This window comes from Streptomyces laurentii, from assembly GCF_040635425.1.
Classification (GTDB): Bacteria; Actinomycetota; Actinomycetes; order Streptomycetales; family Streptomycetaceae; genus Streptomyces; species Streptomyces laurentii.
Genome location: NZ_JBEYHT010000001.1, coordinates 231429 through 254189, shown reverse-complemented (window position 1 = coordinate 254189; position 22761 = coordinate 231429). Strand labels below are relative to the sequence as shown.

The window sequence follows — 22761 nt, the reverse complement described above, 5'->3', positions numbered from 1 at the left end:
AAGCCGAAGGCGGCTTTATCCCGGCCCTACCCTTCACGGCTTCGGCCCCGAATTGTCGGGGTCGACGTACGTGATCTTGGCCTTCATGTAGGCACGGGCCTGGGCGGCGACCCACACGATCGTGGTGGCGAGCAGCGTGAAGGCGAAGGCCTTGAAGTTGAACGCGGTCGTCCCCTTCAGCAGCGCCAGGAAGATGAAGAGCACCAGCAGCTGGGCCGTGTAGAGCATGAGCCCCATGGCCTGGAACAGATGCGGGAGTTTCTTCGCCGTCCGCTGAAGAACCACCTGCCCGATCCCCATGAACAGGAGCACGACCAGGGTGCCGATGACGGCGCCGATCGCACCCTTGCCGCCCGCGAGCACACCGCTGACAACCGTGGCGATGACGCCGGCGGCGGCGGTGGGCACTGCGGTGCGCAGCAGAATGCGTGCGTCGTTGGACGGCATGGCGGTGTCTCCGCTTGCTGGAGGGGGCGATGGTGTCGTCATGGACGAGAGTAAGCCCGGACCGAGATGAGCCTCGGGGCCGAAAAGGCCGTCGCACTACGGTCTTTCGGCACTGTCGCCGGGTCTCGTGAACCGTATCACAAACTATTTGAATAGGTCTTTACCCGTGCGTGTGCCAACTCTCACACCTGAGAGTGACCCTGCACGTGTGTGCGCGACAACGCGGCAACTCGTGTGCTATTGGCCGCAGATGGGGCTTTCGTCAACCTCGCGCCCCAGCCTTACTTCGATCGGAGAAGCGTGAACGGTGGCCGATGGCGGTCGCTCCGTTGACCCCGGCCGGGACGGGCTCGCGGTCCTCCTCGGCCGCCGGCCCGTCCGTCTCGGATCCGGTGACCGGACCGGCGCCGGAGTCGAGCCTCGCGGCCTCCTCCGCCGCCTGAGCCTGCGCCAGACGGTACGCGCGGCGCCGGTAACGCGGCGGCACGACCGCCTGCGCCCACTTCGGCGCCCGCGGCGTGAAGCGCGGCAGGAGCAGCAGCACCAGACCCACCGCGCTCAGGAAGACCACGGTGAGGACGATCCACATCGACGTCGAGTGCACCGAGTAGGCCAGCGTGCCGAAGGCGATGAGCGCCGACCAGAAGTACATGATCAGCACGGCACGGCTGTGCGAGTGCCCGATCTCCAGGAGCCGGTGGTGCAGGTGCCCGCGGTCCGCCGCGAACGGCGACTGGCCCTTCCACGTACGGCGCACGATCGCCAGCACCAGGTCCGCCATCGGGATCGCGATGATCGTCAGCGGCAGCACCAGCGGGATGAAGACCGGCAGGGCGGCGTGGGTGGCGGCCTTCGTCGAACCCTCGAAGATCTCCAGCAGGTCGGGGTCGACCTGGCCGGTGATCGAGATCGCGGACGCGGCCAGGATCAGACCGATCAGCATCGAGCCCGAGTCGCCCATGAAGATCCGCGCCGGGTGCATGTTGTGCGGCAGATAGCCCAGACACATGCCCATGAGGATCGCGGCGAAGAGCGTCGCGGGCGCGGCGGCCTCGATCGTGAGGCCGTACCACATGCGGTACGCGTACAGGAAGAACGCCGCCGAGGCGATGCAGACCATGCCGGCCGCGAGGCCGTCGAGGCCGTCGACGAAGTTCACCGCGTTGATGGTCAGGACGACCAGCGCGACGGTGAGGAGGGTGCCCTGCCACTGGGTGAGGGCGACCGTGCCGACACCGGGGATGGGCAGCCACAGGATCGTCAGACCCTGCACGACCATCACGCCCGCGGAGATCATCTGCGCGCCGAGCTTGATGAGCGCGTCCAGCTCGAACTTGTCGTCCAGGACGCCGACGAGCCAGATCAGCGCGGCGCCGGAGAGCAGCGCGCGGGGCTCGTTGGACAGCTTGAAGACACTGCTGAGGTTCTGCAGATGGTCCGCGACGAGCAGGCCCGCGCACAGTCCGAAGAACATGGCGATGCCACCGAGCCGCGGTGTCGGTTCTCGGTGTACGTCGCGTGCGCGGATCTCCGGCATCGCCCCGGTCGCGATGGCGAACTTCCGCACCGGACCGGTCAGCAGATAGGTCACCGCGGCCGTGACACAAAGCGTCAGCAGGTAATCACGCACGGGCTGCCCCACAGGAATCGCTGGCCATCTCAGCCCCACACCCTAGCCGGGCCGTCCCCATGGTCGAGGACACATCCCCGTCCCGAACGGTTGCGGAGGCGCTCCCGTAACCGGCGTTTCAGCGGCTATACGGCGGAAATCGCCCGGCGATCTCGCGTACATCCGCCCGTACCCGGGCCGTTTCCCCGGCGTCGTCTCGTAGCGCCGCGGTGAACAGTGCGGCAATTCTCGCCATCTCCGCCGTCCCCATGCCCTGCGTGGTCACGGCGGCGGTGCCGAGCCGGATGCCGCGCCCCTCGCCGTGCCCCTCCCCGTACGGAAGCGCGCACGTGTCGAGGACGATCCCGGCGGCCGCGAGCCGGTCGCGGGCGACCCGGCCGTCGACGCCCAGCGGCGTCGGGTCGACGGTGACGAGGTGGGTGTCGGTCCCGCCCGTCGTCGGCGCGAAGCCCTCGGCGGCGAGCGCGGCGGACAGGACGCGCGCGTTCTCGACGACCCGGCGGGCGTACGCGGCGAAGGCCGGCGTCGCCGCCTCCCCGAACGCGACCGCCTTCGCGGCGATCGTGTGCATCTGCGCGCCGCCCTGCGTGAACGGGAACACCGCCCGGTCCACCCGTGCCGCCAGCTCCTCCCCGCACAGCACCAGACCGCCGCGCGGGCCGCGCAGCACCTTGTGGGTGGTGCCGCAGACGATGTCCGCGAACGGGACGGGGTTCGGCGCCGCGCCGCCGGCGATCAGACCGAGCGGGTGGGCGGCGTCGGCGATGAGGTACGCGCCGACCTCGTCGGCGATGGAGCGGAACAGCGCGTAGTCGAGATGGCGGGGGTACGAGATCGAGCCACAGACGATCGCCTTCGGCCGGTGGTGCCGGGCGAGCGCGGCGACCTGCTCGTAGTCGACGAGGCCGGTCTCGGCGTCCACGCCGTACGAGACGAAGTCGAACCAGCGGCCGGAGAAGTTCGCGGGCGCGCCGTGCGTGAGGTGCCCGCCGTGCGCGAGGCTCATCGCGAGCACGGTGTCGCCGGGGCGCAGCAGCGCGGCGTACGCGGCGAGCACGGCGGACGAACCCGAGTGCGGCTGCACGTTCGCGTGCGCGGCGCCGAACAGGGCCTTCGCGCGGTCGACGGCGATCCGCTCGGCGGCGTCCGCGTAGACGCAGCCCCCGTGGTAGCGGGCGCCCGGGTAGCCCTCGGCGTACTTGTTGGCGAGCGGGGAGGCGAGGGCGGCGAGCACGGCGGGCGAGGTGAAGTTCTCGGCCGCGATGAGCTGGAGCCCGTCCGCCTGCCTCTGTGCCTCGCCGAGCAGGACGTCCGCGATCTCGGGGTCCTGCCGGCGCAGGAGGCCGAGTCCCGCGTCGAAGCCGGACACGGCCTCGGTCCCGGCCTCGGTCCCGGCCTCGGCCGGGGACGTGTCGGGGGACGCGGGTTCGGTCGGCGCGGTGAGCGGGGGCATGGGGGCGCTCCGGGCGGTGGGGGTGGCCTGAAATCCACTGTAGGCACCCTGAGCGCCTCGTGCCCCCTCACTGCTCCACCTGGTGCTCTCCCCCTGCCCGCGGCGCGCGGGCAGGCCGTACGGGGCCGTCAGGGGCGCGTGTACGGGCGGGGCGGGGGTGACGGGAGGGATGAAGGCCCGGGCCGGGATGTCCGGCGCACGGAAACGCGGCGGACGGGAACGCGGCGCAGGCGGCCGGGAACGCGGCGGACGGGATCGCGGCGCGGGCGGACGCGGCGCGGCTCTCCCCCGCGCCGGCTCAGTACCGCGCGGGCACGCCCGTCAGCGCCGTCACGACCGGATCCAGCGCCTGCTGGATCTCGTCGCCGATCGAGCGGAAGAAGGTGATCGGCGCGCCGTACGGGTCGTTCACCTCGTCCGCCTCCTCCGACGGGGCGAGCAGCCACCCGCGGAGAGCGGCGGCGGCACGGACCAGCGCGCGGGCGCGGTCGACCGTCCCGTACGCCCCACGCGGGTCGGGAAGGGTCGCCGGGTCTATGGCGCGGACGAGGCGGGTGAACTCCTTCAGCGTGAAGGTCCGCAGCCCCGCCGAGTGCCCCATCGAGATGACCTGCGCGCGGTGGTCGCGGGTCGCGGTCAGGACCAGATCCGCGCGTATGACGTGCTCGTCGAGGAGCTCACGGCCCACGAAGCCGCTGAAGTCCGCGCCGAAGTCCGCGAGGACGACTTCCGCGTTGGCCTCCATCGGGGCGCCCTCGTGGCCCCAGGTGCCCGCGCTCTCCACGATCAGGCCCCCGCCCAGGGGGTCGCCCAGCCGGTCGGCCAGGGCATGGCGGGTCAGCCGCTCGGTGATGGGCGAGCGGCAGACGTTGCCGGTGCTGACGTGGAGGATGCGGAAGGTACTGCGGTCGTACTCGTGCTCGTGCCCCGCTATGCCACGCCCCTCAGGGGCGGTCAATTCGCCACCTCGAGGTCGGGTACCACCTTCCGGAGGTCCTCGGCGGTCAGCGCGCCCTCGCGCAGCAGCACCGGCACCTTGCCGGTGACGTCCACGATGGACGACGGGACGATGCCGGGCGTCGGGCCGCCGTCCAGGTACACGGAGACGGAGTCGCCGAGCATGCCCTGGGCCGCGTCGCAGCTCTCCGGCGCCGGGTGACCGGTCAGGTTCGCCGAGGACACCGCCATCGGGCCGACCTCCGTCAGCAGCTCGATCGCCACCGGGTGCAGCGGCATCCGGATCGCGACGGTGCCGCGGGTGTCGCCGAGGTCCCACTGGAGCGACGGCTGGTGCCGGGCGACCAGGGTCAGCGCACCGGGCCAGAAGGCGTCGACGAGCTCCCAGGCCATCTCGGAGAAGTCCGTGACGAGACCGTGCAGCGTGTTCGGGGAGCCGATGAGCACGGGCGTGGGCATGTTGCGGCCGCGGCCCTTGGCCGTGAGCAGGTCCGCGACGGCCTCCGAGCTGAAGGCGTCCGCCCCGATCCCGTACACGGTGTCGGTGGGCAGCACGACCAGTTCGCCGCGGCGCACCGCGGAGGCGGCCTCACGCAGACCCGTGGCCCGGTCGGTCGCCTCGTTGCAGTCGTATCGCCGAGCCATCAGTCCCGGTCCTCCCTTTGGTTGGTCACTCGCGTCGTCGTCCGCGTCGTCGTCTCCGGAACACACGCACTGCGCGGAACGCGCGGAACATACCGCTCGTCCGTCCCGGTCACGACCCCCGTCACGGCGTCGCCTTGCGAGCGGTCGCGAAGCGCGGCCGGTTGTTCAGGTCGGGGTGGTCGGCGGCGTCCGTCCAGCCGGCCTCCTCGTTGAAGATCCACGGCACCTGGCCGCCCTGGGTGTCGGCGTGCTCGATGACGACGAGTCCGCCGGGCCGCAGCAGCCGGTGCGCGGTGCGCTCGATGCCCCGGATGGTGTCGAGGCCGTCCTCGCCGGAGAACAGCGCCATGTCCGGGTCGTGGTCGCGTGCCTCGGGCGCCACGTACTCCCACTCGGTGAGCGGGATGTACGGCGGGTTCGAGATGACCAGGTCGACCTGGCCGTTCAGCTCCGGCAGCGCGGTGAGCGCGTCGCCCTGGTGGACGGTGACGCGCGAGTCCTCCGCGTTCTTCCGGGTCCACACCAGCGCGTCGTCGGACAGCTCCACGGCGTGCACGCGCGAGCGCGGCACCTCCTGGGCCATGGCGAGCGCGATGGCGCCGGAACCGGTGCACAGGTCGACGATGAGCGGTTCGACCACGTCCATCGCCCGGACGGCGTCTATGGCCCAGCCGACGACCGACTCGGTCTCCGGCCGGGGCACGAAGACACCGGGGCCGACCTGGAGCTCCAGATAGCGGAAGAAGGCCCGCCCGGTGATGTGCTGGAGCGGTTCGCGCGCCTCGCGGCGGGCGACCGCCTCCCAGTAGCGGGCGTCGAAGTCGGCGTCCTTGACGTTGTGCAGCTCCCCCCGCTTCACGCCGTGCACGAACGCGGCGAGCTCCTCGGCGTCGAAACGCGGTGAGGGAACGCCGGCGTCGGCCAGCCGCTGGGTGGCCTGGGCCACCTCGGCAAGCAGCAGGTTCACGCTGGTCCTCCGTGGTGCGGGTGGGGCTGTGGGGCGGTCTTGCGGGTGCTTACGCCGCCGCCAGCTTGGCGGCGGAGTCGGCGTCGACGCAGGCCTGGATGACCGCGTCGAGCTCGCCGTCGAGTACCTGGTCCAGGTTGTACGACTTGAAGCCGACCCGGTGGTCCGAGATGCGGTTCTCCGGGAAGTTGTACGTACGGATCTTCTCGGAACGGTCGACGGTGCGGACCTGGCTGCGGCGCGCGTCGGCGGCCTCGGCCTCGGCCTTCTCCTGCGCCGCGGCCAGCAGCCGGGAACGCAGGATACGCATGGCCTGCTCCTTGTTCTGGAGCTGGCTCTTCTCGTTCTGGCAGGAGGCCACGATGCCGGTGGGCAGGTGGGTGATGCGGACGGCGGAGTCGGTCGTGTTGACGGACTGGCCACCGGGGCCGGACGAGCGGTAGACGTCGATCCGCAGGTCGTTCGCGTGGATCTCGACCTCGACCTCCTCGGCCTCCGGCGTGACGAGCACACCGGCCGCGGAGGTGTGGATACGGCCCTGCGACTCGGTGGCGGGCACGCGCTGCACGCGGTGCACACCACCCTCGTACTTCAGTCGCGCCCAGACGCCCTTGCCGGGCTCGGTCGCGCCGTTGCCGCCCTTGGTCTTCACCGCGACCTGGACGTCCTTGTAGCCGCCCAGCTCGGACTCGGTGGAGTCGATGATCTCGGTCTTCCAGCCGACGCGCTCGGCGTAGCGCAGGTACATGCGCAGCAGGTCGCCCGCGAAGAGCGCGGACTCGTCGCCGCCGGCGCCTGCCTTGATCTCCAGGATGACGTCCTTGTCGTCACTGGGGTCGCGCGGGACCAGCAGGAGACGGAGCTTCTCGGTGAGCTCCTCGCGCTGCTTCTCCAGCTGCTTGACCTCGGCGGCGAAGTCGGGGTCGTCGTGCGCGAACTCCTTGGCCGTCTCGATGTCGTCACCCGTCCGCTTCCAGGACAGGTACGCGGAGACGATCGGGGTCAGCTCGGCGTAGCGCTTGTTGAGCTTGCGCGCGTTGGCCTGATCGGCGTGAACCGAAGGGTCGGCGAGCTTCTTCTCGAGGTCGACGTGCTCGCCGACCAGTTCCTCGACCGCCTCGAACATCGGGGGCTCCTGGGTGGTTTTCGTCAGTTGCTACGGGGACGGCAAAGCGCCGGTCCCGGCCACCCCGCGCAGGGGCAGCCGAAGACCGGCGCAAAGGCTCGCTACTTCTTGGCGGAGCCGGCCTTGCCGAAGCGGGCCTCGAAGCGGGCGACGCGGCCGCCGGTGTCGAGGATCTTCTGCTTGCCCGTGTAGAACGGGTGGCACTCGGAGCAGACCTCGGCACGGATGGTGCCCTCGGTGAGGGTGCTACGGGTGGTGAACGACGCGCCACAGGTGCAGCTGACCTGGGTCTCGACGTACTCGGGGTGGATCTCGCGCTTCAAGGTGTCTCCTAGTTCAGGGAGGGCTCCGGGTCGCCCGTGCGGGATACGCGTGCGTGAACCGGGGCCGACGTACCAGTTTGCCAGGACTGGCCGTATCTCCCAAAACCGGGGTCGGTCCGCGACTATTCCCGGCGCCCCGGGGGCGGGGTCCGCCGAGGCCGTGGGCGGGTCCCGGCGCTTCCTTCCGGTGGGCTCCGGACCAGCTCCGGACCAGCTCCGGACTACTTCACGATGCCGTCGGCCTTGCCCGTGGCGGTGTCCTGGGTGGCCGAGGCCGGGATCGGCCGGTCCGCCTTCAGAGCCGACCAGACCTGCTGCGCCTTGGCCTCGACGGGCAGGACGCGGTTGGGGTCCGCCGGGTCGTACTCCACCGGCATCGTGATCATGTGCACGTCGTCGGCGCCCAGCTTCGACAGACCGCTGGCGAAGCTCGACAGCTCGTTGACGGAATCCAGTTCGGAGTCGGGCGTGATGGCCTTGGTGGCGGTGTCCGCGATGCCGAACAGCTTCGCGGGGTTCGAGAACACGCCGACGTTCTTGACCTGGTCGATGAACGCCTTCATGAAGGCCTGCTGGAGCTGGATGCGGCCGAGGTCGCTGCCGTCGCCGACGCTCTTGCGGGTGCGGACCAGGCCGAGCGACTGCTCGCCGTCGAGGGTGTGGGTGCCCGGCGCGAGGTCGAGGTGGCTCTTGGCGTCCTTGATGGGCTTCGCCGTGGTGATCTCGACGCCGCCGAGCTTGTCGATGAGCTTCGTGAAGCCGGCGAAGTCGACCTCGATGTAGTGGTCCATGCGGATGCCCGACATCGACTCGACGGTCTTCACGGCGCAGGCCGGCCCGCCGACCTCGTACGCCGTGTTGAACATGGCCCGCCGCTCGGCCGGGACCGGGGCGCCCTGCGGGCTCGCGCACACGGGCCGGTCGACGAGGGTGTCGCGCGGTATGGAGACCACCGACGCCTTCTTGTGGCCCGGATAGACGTGCACGACCATCGCGGTGTCGGAGCGGGCGCCGCCCTCGTCCTTGCCGTACGCGGCGTTCGCGCCGGAGCGCGAGTCGGAGCCGAGCAGCAGGATGTCCATCGAGCCGTTGTCGACGTCGTCCGGGCGGTTCTTGCCGAGCTGGGCGTTGATGTCGACGCCCTTGAGGTTCCCGTCGAGCCGGACGTACGCGTATCCGAGGCCGGAACCGGCGACGAGGACGAGCACGGCCCCGCTCCAGGCGGCGATCACCGCGGTGCGGTGGCCCTTCGTATGCGGCTTGCGGCGGCGGCCGGTGGGGCGTATGCGGCCGCCGCGATTCTGCTCGGTCATCCGTCTCCCTTGGGCCTTCGGTACACCTGGTGTGACCGCGAAACACCCGAAAGGGTTGCATACGAGCTTATGAGGTTTTGGCCCTTGATGCCCGGTAAACGGACTGCGCCCACCGAGCGGATGCTCGATGGGCGCAGTCGTTTACGCAGGTCACGGCAGGGTTACGAGAAGGAGGCGCGGCCTCCCGTCGATCCCGGCGACCGTGACGGACGTCTCGCGTCCGTCACCGCGCGGGATCAGTCGTTGTTGCCGCCGGGCGTCGTCTTCTGGATCTGCAGCAGGAACTCGGCGTTCGACTTCGTCTGCTTGAGCTTGTCGATCAGCAGCTCGATCGCCTGCTGCTGGTCGAGCGCGTGCAGCACGCGACGCAGCTTCCAGGTGATCGCCAGCTCGTCGCTGCCGAGCAGGATCTCCTCCTTGCGCGTACCCGAGGCGTCGACGTCGACGGCCGGGAAGATGCGCTTGTCGGCGAGCTTCCGGTCGAGCTTGAGCTCCATGTTGCCGGTGCCCTTGAACTCCTCGAAGATCACCTCGTCCATGCGCGAGCCGGTGTCGACCAGCGCGGTGGCCAGGATGGTCAGCGAGCCGCCGTCCTCGATGTTGCGCGCGGCACCGAAGAAGCGCTTCGGCGGGTAGAGCGCGGTCGAGTCGACACCACCGGACAGGATGCGGCCGGAGGCCGGCGCCGCGAGGTTGTACGCGCGGCCCAGACGGGTGATGGAGTCGAGCAGGACGACCACGTCGTGACCCAGCTCGACGAGACGCTTGGCGCGCTCGATGGCCAGCTCGGCGACGGTGGTGTGGTCCTCGGCCGGACGGTCGAAGGTCGAGGAGATGACCTCGCCCTTGACCGACCGCTGCATGTCGGTGACCTCTTCCGGACGCTCGTCGACCAGGACGACCATCAGGTGGCACTCGGGGTTGTTGTGGGTGATCGCGTTGGCGATCGCCTGCATGATCATGGTCTTGCCGGTCTTCGGCGGGGCCACGATCAGACCACGCTGGCCCTTGCCGATCGGCGACACGAGGTCGATGATCCGCGTGGTCAGCACGCCCGGGTCGGTCTCCAGACGGAGCCGGTCCTGCGGGTAGAGCGGGGTGAGCTTGGTGAACTCGGGGCGGCCACGGCCGGACTCCGGCGCCATGCCGTTGACCGAGTCGAGGCGCACGAGCGCGTTGAACTTCTCGCGGCGCTCGCCTTCCTTCGGCTGACGCACGGCACCGGTGACGTGGTCACCCTTGCGCAGACCGCTCTTGCGGACCTGGGCGAGGGAGACGTACACGTCGTTCGGGCCGGGCAGGTAGCCGGAGGTCCGGATGAACGCGTAGTTGTCGAGGATGTCGAGGATGCCCGCGACGGGGATCAGGACGTCGTCCTCGGAGACCTGCGGCTCGCCGCCGCCCGCGAAGTCGTCACGGCCGCGACGTCCACGACGGTCGCGGTAGCGCCCGCGCCGGCCGCGACGGCCGCCGTCGTCGTCGAAACCGTCGTCCTGCGGACCGGCCTGCTGGCTGCCCTGACGCTCCTGGCGGTCCTGGCGCTCCTGACGGTCCTTGCGCTGGCCGCCCTGCTGGTCGTCGCCCTTGCCGCGGTCGCGCTGACGGTCGCGGCGGCCCTGACGGTCACCGCGCTCGCCGCGGTCACCACGGTCGCCGCGGTCCCGGCGGCCCCGGCCCTCGGCGCCGTCGCCGGCGGCCTCGGAACGGGCCTCGCCCTGCGCCTGGCCCTGCTGCTCGGTCTTGACGTCCGTACGGGCCTCGACGCGGGTCTCGGTCTTCACGGCCTGCGCGGTCTCGGCCTTGGCCTCGCCCTCCGGCGAACCGGCGGGGGCGGTGGCACGACGCCGGCGGCGCTCGCCGGCCGGAGCGTCGTCACTGGCCGGCTGGCCCGGGATCTCGATCTGCTGCTGGGCGACCGGCGCGGACTTCTCGGCCTTCTCGGCCTTCGGCGCGGCCTCGGCGGCGCTCTCGGCCGTACGGGCCTTGGAGGTGGCGCGGCGCTTCGGCTTCGACTCCGCGGTGTCGGCGGAGCCGGCGGTGGAAGCGGCGGAACCGGAGCCTCCGGCCTGCGCCTCCTTGATGACCTCGATCAGCTGGCCCTTGCGCATCCGCGCGGTGCCCCTGATGCCGAGGCCGGACGCGACCTGCTGCAGCTCGGCCAGGACCATGCCCTCGAGGCCGGTGCCGGAGCGGCGGCGCCGTGCGGTGGTGCCGGAGGCAGCACCTGCGGCGGGCGCGGCGGCGTCGACAGAGTTGTCGGCAGTCACGCCCATCAGATCGGTGGTGTCGCTCACGAAGGGTCCTTCCCTGGAGCGGACGTCGGCCATCTGGCTCGGCGACCGGTCGTGCTGTCCGGCAGCGGCCCTGCTTGGTGGACCGTGTCGGGGCGGTGGTCCCGCCGGGTACGGCGGAAAGAAAAAGAAAACGTGCTGTGGGTCCGGCCCGAGCCCCCTGCTCGGCCCTCACCGGAGACAAGCGAGGGGTGTCGCGCCGGTTCCGGAGCGTGCTCGAAACTGCTCAGGCAGGCTGCTCAGGCAGTGGAGGAGGCTCCCGGAAGAACGGGTGGTCCCTGATAGGGACACTCAGCACCACGACTTGAAGAAGTCGGGTTGCAACATGAGGTTAACACTACCGGCTCCAACAAACATTCCCCCTCTCCGTCACCGGCTGTCGGTTGTCCGTACATGCCCTGGTGAGGGGCCGTACGGCCGCGGTGACCGCCCTGACGGGGGACGGTCACCGCCGCGCGTCAGGGCGCGAGCGGAAGCACACTCGCCCCGGACATGTCGAGGTCGAGCCGGTTCGCGGCCCAGCCCTCGCCCGCGAGGAGCGCGACCTTGTCGGCCGTATGGGCATCGGCCAGCGCGAGGACCGTGGGGCCCGCGCCGGAGATGACCGCGGGCACGCCGTCCGCCCGCAGCCGGTTGACCAGGGCGACGCTCTCCGGCATCGCGGGCGCCCGGTATTCCTGGTGCAGCCGGTCCTCGGTGGCCGCGAGCAGCAGCTCGGGACGACGCGTCAGCGCCTCGACGAGGAGGGCGGCGCGACCGGCGTTGGCGGCGGCGTCCACATGCGGGACGGTGCGCGGGAGCAGACCGCGGGCGGTCTCGGTCAGTACGGGCTTCCCGGGCACGAAAACCACCGGAACGATGGAATCGGCGGGCTCCATCCTGATGGCCCGCGCGGCGCCGGACTCGGTCCAGGCGAGGGTGAATCCGCCGAGCAGACAGGCGGCGACGTTGTCGGGGTGGCCCTCGATCTCGGTGGCCAGTTCGAGCAGCCGGGCCGCGTCGAGCCGGCTGTCGCCGCCTATCGTCACGGCGCGGGCGGCGACGATGCCGGCGCAGATGGCGGCGGAGGAGGAGCCGAGGCCGCGACCGTGCGGGATGCGGTTGGCGCAGACGACCTCGAGGCCGCGCGGCTGACCGCCGAGCAGGTCGAAGGCCGTGCGCATCGAGCGTACGAGCAGGTGGCTCTCGTCGCGCGGAAGGGTGTCGGCGCCTTCGCCGGCGATGTCGATGTGCAGCCCGGAGTCGGCGACCCGGACGACGACGTCGTCGTAGAGGCCCAGCGACAGGCCGAGGGCGTCGAAGCCCGGGCCGAGGTTGGCGCTGGTGGCGGGGACGCGCACCCGTACGGCGGCGGCGCGGAACGCGGGACCGGCCATCGCTCGATGACTCTCCTTGACGTGCGTGGTTGTTCGGTGGAGTTTTCGACGGGATCACCCGGAATCCCGGGCCGTTCGCGCCCCTGGGGCGGCAACGGCAACAGCGCCGCGCATATGCGGCGGGGCGGGTTCGGCACAGCCTATCGAAGGAAGGTTCTGCGGCGACATAGGGCGCACAGGAGGCGCACGATGCGTGTCGCACACCGTCCTGTGCACCTCTGTGGGTTCCTGAGCGGGTTTGGCTTCCGCTCAGGAACCCCCGGGGATCGGAATCCGGCCGGATCCGTTCCCGAAAGCGCCGGATCAGGTGCCCGGGCCGGGCGCCCGGGTCAGGCGAGACCGAGGCGCTCGGCGGCGGTCGCGGCGTCGACCGGGACGGTGACCGGCTGCGGGGCGCCGGCGACGGCCCAGTCGGGGTCCTTCAGACCGTTGCCCGTGACCGTACAGACGATGGTCTGGCCCGGGTCGACCTTGCCCTGCGCGGCGGCCTTCAGCAGACCGGCGACCGAGGCGGCCGAGGCGGGCTCGACGAAGACGCCCTCCTGCGCGGCCAGCAGGCGGTAGGCCTGGAGGATCTCACGGTCCGTCACCTCGTCGATGAGACCGCCCGATTCGTCGCGCGCGGCGATCGCGTAGTCCCAGGAGGCCGGGTTGCCGATGCGGATCGCGGTGGCGATCGTCGACGGGTCCTTGACGACCTCGCCGCGCACCAGCGGCGCCGAACCGGAGGCCTGGAAACCCCACATGCGCGGGGTGTGGGTGGCCATGCCGTCGGCCGCGTACTCCCGGTACCCGCGCCAGTAGGCGGTGATGTTGCCCGCGTTGCCGACCGGCAGGACGTGGATGTCGGGCGCGTCGCCCAGCATGTCCACGATCTCGAAGGCGGCCGTCTTCTGGCCCTCGATACGGACCGGGTTCACCGAATTGACCAGCGCCACCGGGTAGTTGTCGGACAGCGCGCGGGCGAGGGTGAGGCAGTCGTCGAAGTTGCCGTCGACCTGGAGGATCTTCGCGCCGTGCACGAGGGCCTGGCCCATCTTGCCGAGCGCGATCTTGCCCTGCGGCACCAGAACCGCGGAGACCATCCCGGCGCGCACCGCGTACGCGGCGGCGGAGGCCGAGGTGTTGCCGGTGGAGGCGCAGATGACGGCCTGCGCGCCCTCCTCCTTGGCCTTGGAGATGGCCATGGTCATACCGCGGTCCTTGAAGGAACCGGTGGGGTTCGCGCCCTCGACCTTGAGGTGCACCTCGCAGCCCGTGCGCTCGGAGAGGACCTGCGCGGGGACGAGCGGCGTACCGCCCTCACGAAGCGTGACGACCGGCGTCGTGCTCGTGACCGGAAGCCGGTCCCGGTACTCCTCGATGATGCCGCGCCACTGGTGGGTGCCCTTGGTGGTCATGGGTCCTTACTCCCCTTCAACACGCATGATGCTGGCGACACCGCGCACGGTGTCGAGCTTGCGCAGCGCCTCGACGGTCCCGGAGAGGGCGGCGTCGGGCGCGCGGTGGGTGACGACGACGAGAGAGGCCTCGCCGTCCTTGCCCGTCTGACGGACGGTGTCGATCGACACGCCGTGCTCGGCGAAGACCGTCGCCACCTGGGCGAGCACGCCCGGCTTGTCGGCCACGTCGAGACTGATGTGGTACCGCGTCACCACGTCGCCCATGGAGCTCACGGGCAGCCTGCTGTACGCGGACTCGCCGGGGCCGGTGGCCTCGTTGAGCTTGTTGCGGCACACGGCGACCAGGTCGCCGAGCACGGCCGAGGCGGTCGGCGAACCGCCCGCCCCGGGGCCGTAGAACATGAGCCGCCCGGCGGCCTCCGCCTCGACGAAGACGGCGTTGTACGCCTCGCGGACGGAGGCGAGCGGGTGGCTGAGCGGGATCATCGCGGGGTGCACGCGCGCGGTGACGGACTCGCCGTCCGCGGCCCGCTCGCAGATCGCGAGCAGCTTGATGGTGCAGCCCATGCGCGCGGCGGAGACGAAGTCGGCGGAGGTGACCTCGGTCATGCCCTCGCGGTAGACGTCGTCGAGGCGTACGCGCGTGTGGAAGGCGATTCCGGCCAGGATGGCGGCCTTGGCGGCGGCGTCGAAGCCCTCGACGTCGGCGGTCGGGTCGGCCTCGGCGTACCCGAGCGCGGTGGCCTCGTCCAGGGCCTCGCTGTAGCCGGCGCCGGAGGTGTCCATCTTGTCGAGGATGAAGTTCGTCGTGCCGTTGACGATGCCCATCACGCGGTTGATCTTGTCGCCGGCGAGGGACTCGCGCAGCGGGCGGATCAGCGGGATGGCGCCGGCGACGGCGGCCTCGTAGTAGAGGTCCTGGCCGTGCCGCTCGGCTGCGGCGTGCAGGGCCTGGCCGCCCTGGGCGAGGAGCGCCTTGTTGGCGGAGACGACGGACGCGCCGTGCTCGAAGGCGGTGGTGATGAGGGTGCGGGCCGGCTCGATACCGCCGATGACCTCGATCGCGACGTCGATGTCGCCCCGTTTGACGAGGGCGGTCGCGTCGGTGGTGATCAGCTCGGCGGGAATCCCGCCGCGCACCTTGTCGGGCCGGCGGACGGCGACACCGGCGAGCTCGACCGGGGCGCCGATGCGCGCCGCGAGGTCGTCGGCGTGCGTCGTCATGATGCGCGCCACCTCTGAGCCGACCACACCACAGCCCAGCAGCGCCACCTTCAGCGGACGCGTACGCATCATCCGACCTCGTTTCTCGTACCTTCTGATCCGTGTCGCCACGGTCTGTCCCGTAGCGACACGTTCGTGTTCCCACGGTCGGAACCAGTCTCACTCACCACACAGGCGTTTCCGCGCCATGTCCGGATGGTGAGATGTGGATTCCATCACCTGACTATTTCATCACCCGACGTCGAGTCGCAGGAGATCTTCCTCCGTCTCGCGCCGCACGACGACGCGCGCCGCGCCGCCCTGGACCGCCACGACGGGCGGGCGGAGCGCGTGGTTGTAGTTGCTCGCCATGGAACGGCAGTACGCGCCGGTGGCGGGCACCGCGAGCAGGTCGCCGGGCGCCACGTCGGCCGGCAGGAACGCGTCGCGGACGATGATGTCGCCGCTCTCGCAGTGCTTGCCGACGACCCGGGTGAGCATCGGCTCGGCGTCGCTGCGCCGCGAGACCAGCGCGACGCTGTACTCGGCGTCGTACAGCGCCGTACGGATGTTGTCGGACATGCCGCCGTCGACGGAGACGTACGTCCGCAGCCCCTCCAGCGGCTTGACCGTGCCCACCTCGTACAGGGTGAAGGCGGTCGGGCCGACGATCGCGCGGCCCGGCTCGACGGAGATCCGCGGCGTGCGCAGCCCGGCGGCCTCGCACTCACGGGTGACGATCTCGGTGAGCGCCTTGGCGATGTGGTGCGGCTCGCGCGGATCGTCGTCGGACGTGTACGCGATGCCGAGGCCGCCGCCGAGGTCGATCTCGGGCAGCTCGACGCCGTGCTCGTCGCGGATCTCGGCGAGCAGCTGGACGACGCGGCGCGCCGACACCTCGAAACCGGCCATGTCGAAGATCTGCGAGCCGATGTGCGAGTGGATGCCGATGAGCTCCAGGCCGTCGAGGTTCAGCGCGCGGCGCACGGCCTCGGCGGCCTGCCCGCCGGCCAGCGCGATGCCGAACTTCTGGTCCTCGTGCGCGGTGGCGATGAACTCGTGGGTGTGCGCCTCGACGCCGACGGTGACGCGGATCTGGACGCGCTGGCGCTTGCCGAGGGACTGGGCGAGGTGCGCGACGCGCGCGATCTCCTGGAAGGAGTCGAGGACGATCCGGCCGACGCCGGCCTCGACGGCGCGGCGGATCTCGTCCGTCGACTTGTTGTTGCCGTGGAACGCGATGCGCTCGGCGGGCATGCCGGCCGACAGGGCGGTGGACAGCTCGCCGCCGGAGCAGACATCGAGGTTCAGCCCCTCCTCGGTGAGCCAGCGGACGACGGCGCGGGACAGGAACGCCTTGCCGGCGTAGAACACGTCCGCGTCCTTGCCGAAGGCCTCGGCCCAGGCGCGGCAGCGGGCACGGAAGTCGTCCACGTCGAGGATGTAGGCAGGGGTGCCGAACTGCTCGGCGAGGTGGGTCACCGGGATCCCGGCGACCGTCGCCACCCCGTCGGCGTCGCGGCCGACCGTACGGGACCAGACCTTGGGGTCGAGCCGGTTGAGGTCGGCGGGCGGGGCCGCGTAATGGCCCTCGGACAGGACATCGGCGTAACGGGGCCCGGCGGGGTGGGCGGATCGGCTCATGACGGCGGCTCTTTCAGATCTGGTCGGGTGCGCTGATGCCGAGCAGGGAGAGGCCGCCGGCGAGCACCGTCCCGGCGGCTTCGGCGAGCGCGAGCCGGGAGCGGTGGGCGACCGAGGGTTTCTCGTCGCCGAGGGGCAGGACGGTGTGCTGATACGCGAGGAGCGCGTCGGCGACGGCCTCGAGGTGCCGGGCGACCCGGTCGGGGGCGCGGTGGCGGGCGGCGACGAGCAGGACGGCGGGGTGGTCGCCCAGGAGCGCGAGGAGGTGAGGCGCTTCGTCCGTACCCGTCTCCCCGTACTCGGGGGTGAAGCCGAGCTGGGCGGCGTTACGGACGAGGGCGCGGGCGCGGGAGTGCGCGTACCGCACCCGGAAGAGGGGGTTGCGCTCGTGCTGGACGAGCAGGGGCGCCCCGGGCAGCGCGCGGTCGTGCGCGGCGGGCCGCAGCAGGGCCCAGCGGGCGGCGTCGGTGCCGAGGGTGTCGGGCCGGTAGGGCGCGGGGAGGGCGGTGATCCACTCTCCTTCTCCCTCGCGGATGTCTGTGTCAGCGCCTTGGGCCCGCAGCAGTCGGGCATATGCCTCGACGAGGAGGGCGGCGCGGGGCTCGGCGGAGGCGCGGAACCGGACGCGGGTACCGGCGAGGTCGGTGGAGTGCCCGTAGGCGAGCCCGGTCCTCTCGATCTCCCGGAGAACCCGTCCTTCGTCTCCGTCATCGAGGGTGAAGTTGAGGAACCCGGGCCCGGTGATGTCGACGGCACGGATCCCGGGGGCCTCGCGCAGCCGCTCCCGGAGGATCGCGGCGACGTCACGGGCGTCCCGCCCGGCGGGCCGGGCGAGCCCGAGCGCGACGCTGCTGGCGTAGTCGCCCACTCCCCCGGGCCGGGGCCGCTCCACCTTGACGCGCGGGGGCACCTCGACACGCAGCACACCCTCGTCGACCGCGCGGCGCACGGCGTGCAGCACGGTGAGGGAGAGGTCCGCGGGGGTCACGTGACAAGCCTAGGGGAGGAGGGGGGTGGGAACGCGAACCGGTTTCGCCATGTGGGCGGTGCGGGACGGAAGGCACCCGCGGAAACGTCCGGCCTCGGCGCGGGCGTCAGCCGCGCGTCCCACCCGTATGAGTACGGCTCGTCCGCCCCACAGGTCCTGCGGCGGGCTCCTCACCGGCGTCGCCACCGCCGGCCTCACCGGCCTGACTGCGCCGCCGCTGCCGATGCGGCCGGGGCTCGCGATGCATGAGCTGCCGCACGACTCGCACCAGCTCCGCCGGCTCGAACGGCTTCGCCAGGAACGCGTCGACGTCCGCCGCCGCGCCACTCCCGCCGACCTCCGCCCCGTACTCGGTGCAGGCACTGATGATCGCCACCGGCAGATGACTCGTCCGCGGGTCCTCCCGCAGCCGCGCGGCGGTCTTCAGCCCGTCCAGCCGCGGCATGACGACATCGAGGGTGACCACATCCGGACAGACCTCGTGCACGACATCCAGACACTCGGCACCATCGGCCGCGGTCACCACCTCGAACCCCTCGAGTTCGAGATTGACCCTGATCAGCTGGCGAATCACGCGGTTGTCGTCCACAACCAGCACTCGCCCCGACACCCCTGACACACGTCGAGAGTAGGTCGCGGGAAGAGACCGCGTCCGGGTTTTGCCCACTTCTGACCCGTGCGGGCGAACACCCCCCTCGCCCGACCCCGGAAATACCTGTTCACGGGCACCCTACGAGAGCTGGTAGTGTTCCTTCCGTCGCCGCAACAAGCGACAACGCCCCCGTAGCTCAGGGGATAGAGCAACGGCCTCCGGAGCCGTGTGCGCAGGTTCGAATCCTGCCGGGGGCACTTCGCAGGAAGTGCCAAAAGACCCCGTGATCAGCGGAAACGCTGAACGCGGGGTCTTGTTGTATGCGCGGCCGCAGGCCACCCGGAGCCACGGCATGCCGAAGTCCGCGAACGGGACGTGGAGGTTCCCCGGGAATCGTCGCGGGCGAGAACATTAAAGATGGCGACGGTCTCACGGCATCGAGCGGCCTCGGCCACGGGTGCCGACGGTGCGGGCTACTGGCGCTCCGCGCGAGGCCGCCCCGGCAAGGGCGAGATCTCGGGTTGAACCGATGCCGCCGACAGACGCGTGCGCGTGTGGCAGTCAACTCCCCTCCTCCACATGACTGTTCATCTGAAAAAATACCGAACCGGCATGTTCGCGACGTTAGACTCCCTTGCGACAGTGGCGAGCCACGGACGACACGGAGAACAAGAATGAGCGCTAGCGGGACCCGCACTTGCTCTTGGTGCGGCGAGGGAGGGCACGACAAGCGGTCGTGCAGCGTCTCTCCCAACGCTGGGAAGTGCAGCGTGTGCGAATACCACGGGCATGACAAGCGGAACTGCCCGCGCAAGTGAGGAAGCGCCATCGCGGGTAGAGCCCGCGATGAGGAAGGCCCCAAGCGATACACCGGGGCCTCGGTGCCGGAACGGGACATCCCGCTCGTACTCACGGAGCCGGCCCTCGATACGCAGGTGGGCAACGTCCGGCCGTCCATCGAGGCACTCTACGCAGCGATGCAGCGGGCCTCGACGCTGTTGCCGTCACGAGGCGCCCGGCCGGGACATCCCGGCCGGGCGCCTCGCGCGGACCGCCGTCCCAGACATCAGCCTCGGATCTCCCACACCAGGGCGTCGTTCTGTAGCCCTCCCAGGACGACGAGCGCGAGCGCCAGCCGGCTCGGACGAAGCGAGCGGCCGCCACGGACGCGTCACGGCAACCGTGCAGGACACCACACACGGTGTTGCCCAGGTCGTCCCACTCACGGGTGAGCTCCGGGCCTTCATCGGACAGGTCCACGTCCCGATCATGCGATGGCCGACCGCGCCCGCGGGGGCGCGCGGGTGGGGGTGTGCGCCGGGGCGGTGCGCGGTCGCCGGGGAGTTCGGGGAATCGGGCGCGGCGGATGGGTTCCGGAGATCACAATGCGCGCATGAATGATGACTGGAAGTCGCGGATCGAGCATGCGCGGGATCAACTCATCCAGGAGGCCGATCCGGTGGCCTGGGTCAGCGAGCGGGACGCGATGGAGCGGTTCCTGCGGTATCCGTCGCTGTCGGTGCGCGGCGCGTTGTTCGGGGTGGCCGTGCACCGGGAGGACGCGTGGCGGCTGGTGTCGCCCCTCCGGGACGCGACACCGCAGGCGTCGCGGGACAGTCTCCATTCGATGCTGTGGTTCCGGGCGAAGGACGACACCGATGTCCCGGCGGAGCGGCGGGAGTTGCTGGCCACCGTCGCCGTTCTGGAGAAGGAGCCCCTCGACGAGGTCGAGGTGCTGGGAGAGCGCTTCCGGGTGGTACGGGGTGACGAGCTGGCCCGGTCCGGGCGGGAGGGACTCGAACCACCGCGACCGACCGATGTGGAACCACTGGTCCGCTCCTGGAACTTGGGGCGCACACGCTCACCGTCACCCGATCTGGACTTCGCCCTCGATCCGGGGCGGGAGAACCGGCCGATGGCGGAGGCCCTGCGGCTCTGGCTTCGGGAGTTCACCTACGACAGGGAGAACTATCCGGATGACGTCTGCACCGATTCCGAGCAGGCGGTACGGACACATCCGGAGGTGGTGCTGATGCCCACCACGTTCGGGGTGGTCGAGAAGCGGGGCGCGGCCTGGGAGCCGCAGGGGTCACTGATGACTACGCCGCATGACGCCCGCGCCTTCCTGTACGCCATGCTGAACGAACTCTGGCCGATGATCTACGAGTTCGACGACAAGAAGCGCAAGCGGTACGCGCGAGCCGCCGAGGAATTCCGGGCCCTCGGCCGCTCGGACGAACTCGCCTTCGACGGGCGCCTCTTCCACGTCTGTCGGACGGAGCGGATGATCCGGTGCGGGGCCGACGGCCCGGAGGGGCCTCGGCCGTCGGACGTGGACGACACCGAGCCGATGAAGATGCACCCCACCATGGACGAACACGGCGTGATCCACTACGACGCGTGAGAGGTCCGGGCCGGTCACGCCGAGAGGGAGTCGGCGCGCTGCCGACCCTCGTCACCGTTCGACCTCTCGCGCCTCGCCCCACCCCCGTACCGCCAGGGCCGTCGCCGCGGGCACCCGCAGCGGCGGCCCCTCGTCCAGGCCCAGGACCACGGCCAAGCCACCTGTCGCGTAGCGTTCGGTCACCACGCTCCGCACCGCGCGCCACTGCTCCCCGACCCGTACGGACTGCCCTTTCGTGACGGTCACGGCCGCGGCCTCCCTCGTACGCGGCACGGGCACCAGCTCCGGGGCCTTCAGGTCCGCCCATACCGTCTTCCCGATGCCGCCGGGGCGGGGGCTGACGCCCCAGTTGTGGGTGAGCGCGTCCACGATCTGGAGCCCCCGGCCGTGGGTGTCCTCCGCCGCCGGCCGCTGGATCTCGGGGCACCCGTCCCCCGCGTCGCTCACCTCCAGCCGCAGCAGGCCACCCAACACGGAGTGAGCGATCCGGATGCCCACCTGCCGGTCACTGGGCGCGGGCACGCGCAGCGCGTTCGTGACGAGTTCGGAGAGGACGAGTTCCGCGGTTTCGACGAGTTCCTGCCCAGCACCCCAGTCGCCCAGCACCGCGTGGAGGACCGCTCTGGCCCTGGAGGAACTGCGGTGGTGACGGGAGAGGCGAAAGGTGATCTCACTGATGACGGAAACGGACACAGCAGCCCCCTAAGGGTCGACGGTCCACCGACATGCATGGTCGGTGCCACGGCCAGCAGCATGGCCGGACGCGCCGCGAAACTGCAACGTTGCAGATTGAGTTGACCTCAACTATCACCTTTTCGAGTTACTGAAGCCCCCTTTCAGCCTCTGGCTCTGATAGACGTGCTGACATGACTGCGAAGAGCGCCACACCAAACCCTTCAACAGTCCTGGGACGCCAACTCGGCGATGAGCTTCGTCGGTTGCGTGACGCCTCCGGCCTGACAACCGCCCAGGCCGCCGAGGCGCTCGACTGCACCAAGGGCAAGATCAGCCGCATCGAGAACGGCCGGGTCGCTGTTCGACTCCCGGATCTCACCGCCATGCTGCACGCCTACCAGGTGTCGGACATCGAGATGCGAGACCGCTTGACCGCGCTGGCCCGCAAGGCAAACCGCCGGCGCAGGGAGGGCTGGTGGAACAAGTACGGTTCCGTGCTCGCCGACACGTATCGCGACTACATCGCTCTGGAAGCGATGGCGGGATCGATCCGCACCTTCCAAGCGCAGCTCATTCCGGGGCTCCTCCAGACCCCGGACTACATCCGGGCTGTCACTGTCGCTTCGCAGCAGTGGCAGACGGCTGATGAGATCGAGCGATTCGTCCGCGTACGCCTCGCGCGGCAGGAACGGCTCACTGGCGACGCCCCTCTGAACCTCTGGGCTGTTGTCTCGGAAGGTGTCCTGCTCCAGGAAGTAGGCGGAGGGCAAGCCATGCGAGAGCAGTTGGAACACCTCCTGGATGTCTCCGAGCTGCCCAACGTGACCGTCCAGGTCCTGCCGTTCTCTCGTGGCGCCCATGCGAGTATGTTCGGGCCATACGTAGTGCTGGGATTCCGCGAGGAAGGGGCGCTCGACGTGGTGCTGGCGGACAACCCGACCGGCTCCATCTGGCTGGAGAGGGAAGCCGAGGTCTCCCGCTACCAAGACCTCTTCGACGCCGCGCGCACGTCTGCTCTTTCGCCGGTGGAGTCCCGTGCTGTCATCCAGCGCAGGGCCAAGGAGCACAGACCATGAACAGCGGACGCCACGGAACGCCGGACCTCACGGGCGCGAGGTGGCGCACCAGCACGTACAGCGGTGGAAACAACGAGTGCGTCGAAGTGGCCCCCAACCTCCCCCACCTCGTACCCGTCCGCGACAGCAAGCGGCCCACCGGCCCCGCGCTCGGCTTCAGCCACAACGCCTGGCGGGCGTTCCTCACCCACCTCGGCTGATACGCGCGGGAGCCGCCCCCGGCCGTGTCGGCGGATGGGGGCGGCTCC

The 22761-nt window shown here is 70.6% G+C and carries 20 protein-coding genes and 1 tRNA gene; 4 read left to right on the top strand and 17 right to left on the bottom strand.

What is annotated here, in order from left to right; genetic code table 11:
* Nucleotides 1–33: 33 nt before the first annotated feature.
* The 16 genes from ABZ693_RS01180 to ABZ693_RS01105 all read right to left on the bottom strand — a co-directional run bounded on the left by ABZ693_RS01180 (nucleotide 34) and on the right by ABZ693_RS01105 (nucleotide 18385).
* The gene (locus ABZ693_RS01180) at nucleotides 34–447 is read right to left on the bottom strand and encodes a Cg1360 family ATP-synthase-associated protein (protein ID WP_359871966.1); all 414 of its coding nucleotides are present in this window, start codon (nucleotides 445–447) and stop codon (nucleotides 34–36) included.
* A 262-nt stretch (nucleotides 448–709) separates the two neighbouring features.
* Nucleotides 710–2077 (bottom strand): MraY family glycosyltransferase, encoded by a 1368-nt coding sequence (locus ABZ693_RS01175; protein ID WP_359871964.1) that lies wholly within the window; start codon nucleotides 2075–2077, stop codon nucleotides 710–712.
* 118 nt (nucleotides 2078–2195) lie between these two features.
* Nucleotides 2196–3530 (bottom strand): serine hydroxymethyltransferase, encoded by a 1335-nt coding sequence (gene glyA, locus ABZ693_RS01170; protein ID WP_359871962.1) that lies wholly within the window; start codon nucleotides 3528–3530, stop codon nucleotides 2196–2198.
* A 298-nt stretch (nucleotides 3531–3828) separates the two neighbouring features.
* The gene (locus ABZ693_RS01165; RefSeq protein ID WP_359871960.1) at nucleotides 3829–4488 is read right to left on the bottom strand and encodes an arsenate reductase/protein-tyrosine-phosphatase family protein; all 660 of its coding nucleotides are present in this window, start codon (nucleotides 4486–4488) and stop codon (nucleotides 3829–3831) included.
* A complete protein-coding gene (locus ABZ693_RS01160) occupies nucleotides 4485–5132 on the bottom strand; it encodes an L-threonylcarbamoyladenylate synthase (RefSeq protein WP_359871958.1) in 648 nt (215 codons plus the stop codon). The genes ABZ693_RS01165 and ABZ693_RS01160 overlap by 4 nt, the downstream gene beginning before the upstream one ends.
* Nucleotides 5133–5253: 121 nt before the next feature.
* Entirely contained in the window at nucleotides 5254–6099 is an 846-nt protein-coding gene (prmC, locus tag ABZ693_RS01155) for a peptide chain release factor N(5)-glutamine methyltransferase (protein ID WP_359871956.1), read from the bottom strand.
* Nucleotides 6100–6148: 49 nt separating this feature from the next.
* The gene (prfA, locus tag ABZ693_RS01150) at nucleotides 6149–7225 is read right to left on the bottom strand and encodes a peptide chain release factor 1 (protein WP_359871954.1); all 1077 of its coding nucleotides are present in this window, start codon (nucleotides 7223–7225) and stop codon (nucleotides 6149–6151) included.
* Between the two features lie 101 nt (nucleotides 7226–7326).
* On the bottom strand, nucleotides 7327–7548 hold the full coding sequence (rpmE, locus tag ABZ693_RS01145) for a 50S ribosomal protein L31 (protein ID WP_359871952.1): 222 nt from the start codon (nucleotides 7546–7548) through the stop codon (nucleotides 7327–7329).
* 221 nt (nucleotides 7549–7769) lie between these two features.
* Nucleotides 7770–8861 (bottom strand): LCP family protein, encoded by a 1092-nt coding sequence (locus ABZ693_RS01140; RefSeq protein WP_359871950.1) that lies wholly within the window; start codon nucleotides 8859–8861, stop codon nucleotides 7770–7772.
* 236 nt (nucleotides 8862–9097) lie between these two features.
* A complete protein-coding gene (rho, locus tag ABZ693_RS01135; RefSeq protein ID WP_359871948.1) occupies nucleotides 9098–11155 on the bottom strand; it encodes a transcription termination factor Rho in 2058 nt (685 codons plus the stop codon).
* A 455-nt stretch (nucleotides 11156–11610) separates the two neighbouring features.
* Complete coding sequence (gene thrB / locus ABZ693_RS01130; RefSeq protein ID WP_359871946.1) at nucleotides 11611–12528, bottom strand: homoserine kinase; 918 nt, start codon at nucleotides 12526–12528, stop codon at nucleotides 11611–11613.
* A 329-nt stretch (nucleotides 12529–12857) separates the two neighbouring features.
* A complete protein-coding gene (gene thrC, locus ABZ693_RS01125; protein WP_359871944.1) occupies nucleotides 12858–13928 on the bottom strand; it encodes a threonine synthase in 1071 nt (356 codons plus the stop codon).
* A gap of 6 nt (nucleotides 13929–13934) precedes the next feature.
* The gene (locus tag ABZ693_RS01120; protein WP_359871942.1) at nucleotides 13935–15227 is read right to left on the bottom strand and encodes a homoserine dehydrogenase; all 1293 of its coding nucleotides are present in this window, start codon (nucleotides 15225–15227) and stop codon (nucleotides 13935–13937) included.
* A 159-nt stretch (nucleotides 15228–15386) separates the two neighbouring features.
* Nucleotides 15387–16778 carry a diaminopimelate decarboxylase gene (lysA, locus tag ABZ693_RS01115; RefSeq protein ID WP_359871940.1) on the bottom strand — a complete coding sequence of 464 codons (1392 nt, stop codon included), beginning with the start codon at nucleotides 16776–16778 and terminating at the stop codon, nucleotides 15387–15389.
* A gap of 13 nt (nucleotides 16779–16791) precedes the next feature.
* Nucleotides 16792–17766 carry an ArgS-related anticodon-binding protein NrtL gene (gene nrtL / locus ABZ693_RS01110; RefSeq protein ID WP_359871938.1) on the bottom strand — a complete coding sequence of 325 codons (975 nt, stop codon included), beginning with the start codon at nucleotides 17764–17766 and terminating at the stop codon, nucleotides 16792–16794.
* A 106-nt stretch (nucleotides 17767–17872) separates the two neighbouring features.
* Nucleotides 17873–18385 carry a response regulator gene (locus tag ABZ693_RS01105; protein WP_359871936.1) on the bottom strand — a complete coding sequence of 171 codons (513 nt, stop codon included), beginning with the start codon at nucleotides 18383–18385 and terminating at the stop codon, nucleotides 17873–17875.
* Between the two features lie 158 nt (nucleotides 18386–18543).
* Here ABZ693_RS01105 and ABZ693_RS01100 point away from each other — a divergent pair.
* Nucleotides 18544–18615, top strand: a tRNA-Arg gene (locus tag ABZ693_RS01100).
* A 1136-nt stretch (nucleotides 18616–19751) separates the two neighbouring features.
* Nucleotides 19752–20762, top strand: coding sequence for a DUF5954 family protein (locus ABZ693_RS01095; protein WP_359871934.1), 1011 nt, complete (start codon nucleotides 19752–19754; stop codon nucleotides 20760–20762).
* A gap of 51 nt (nucleotides 20763–20813) precedes the next feature.
* On the opposite strand, the gene ABZ693_RS01090 is transcribed toward ABZ693_RS01095, so the two are convergent.
* A complete protein-coding gene (locus ABZ693_RS01090) occupies nucleotides 20814–21455 on the bottom strand; it encodes an ATP-binding protein (protein ID WP_359871932.1) in 642 nt (213 codons plus the stop codon).
* A 173-nt stretch (nucleotides 21456–21628) separates the two neighbouring features.
* Between ABZ693_RS01090 and ABZ693_RS01085 the strand changes: the two genes are divergently transcribed.
* Nucleotides 21629–22513: a helix-turn-helix domain-containing protein gene (locus tag ABZ693_RS01085; RefSeq protein ID WP_359871930.1), complete on the top strand. Its 885-nt coding sequence runs from the start codon at nucleotides 21629–21631 to the stop codon at nucleotides 22511–22513.
* Nucleotides 22510–22713, top strand: coding sequence for a DUF397 domain-containing protein (locus tag ABZ693_RS01080; protein ID WP_359871928.1), 204 nt, complete (start codon nucleotides 22510–22512; stop codon nucleotides 22711–22713). The genes ABZ693_RS01085 and ABZ693_RS01080 overlap by 4 nt, the downstream gene beginning before the upstream one ends.
* Nucleotides 22714–22761: the final 48 nt, after the last annotated feature.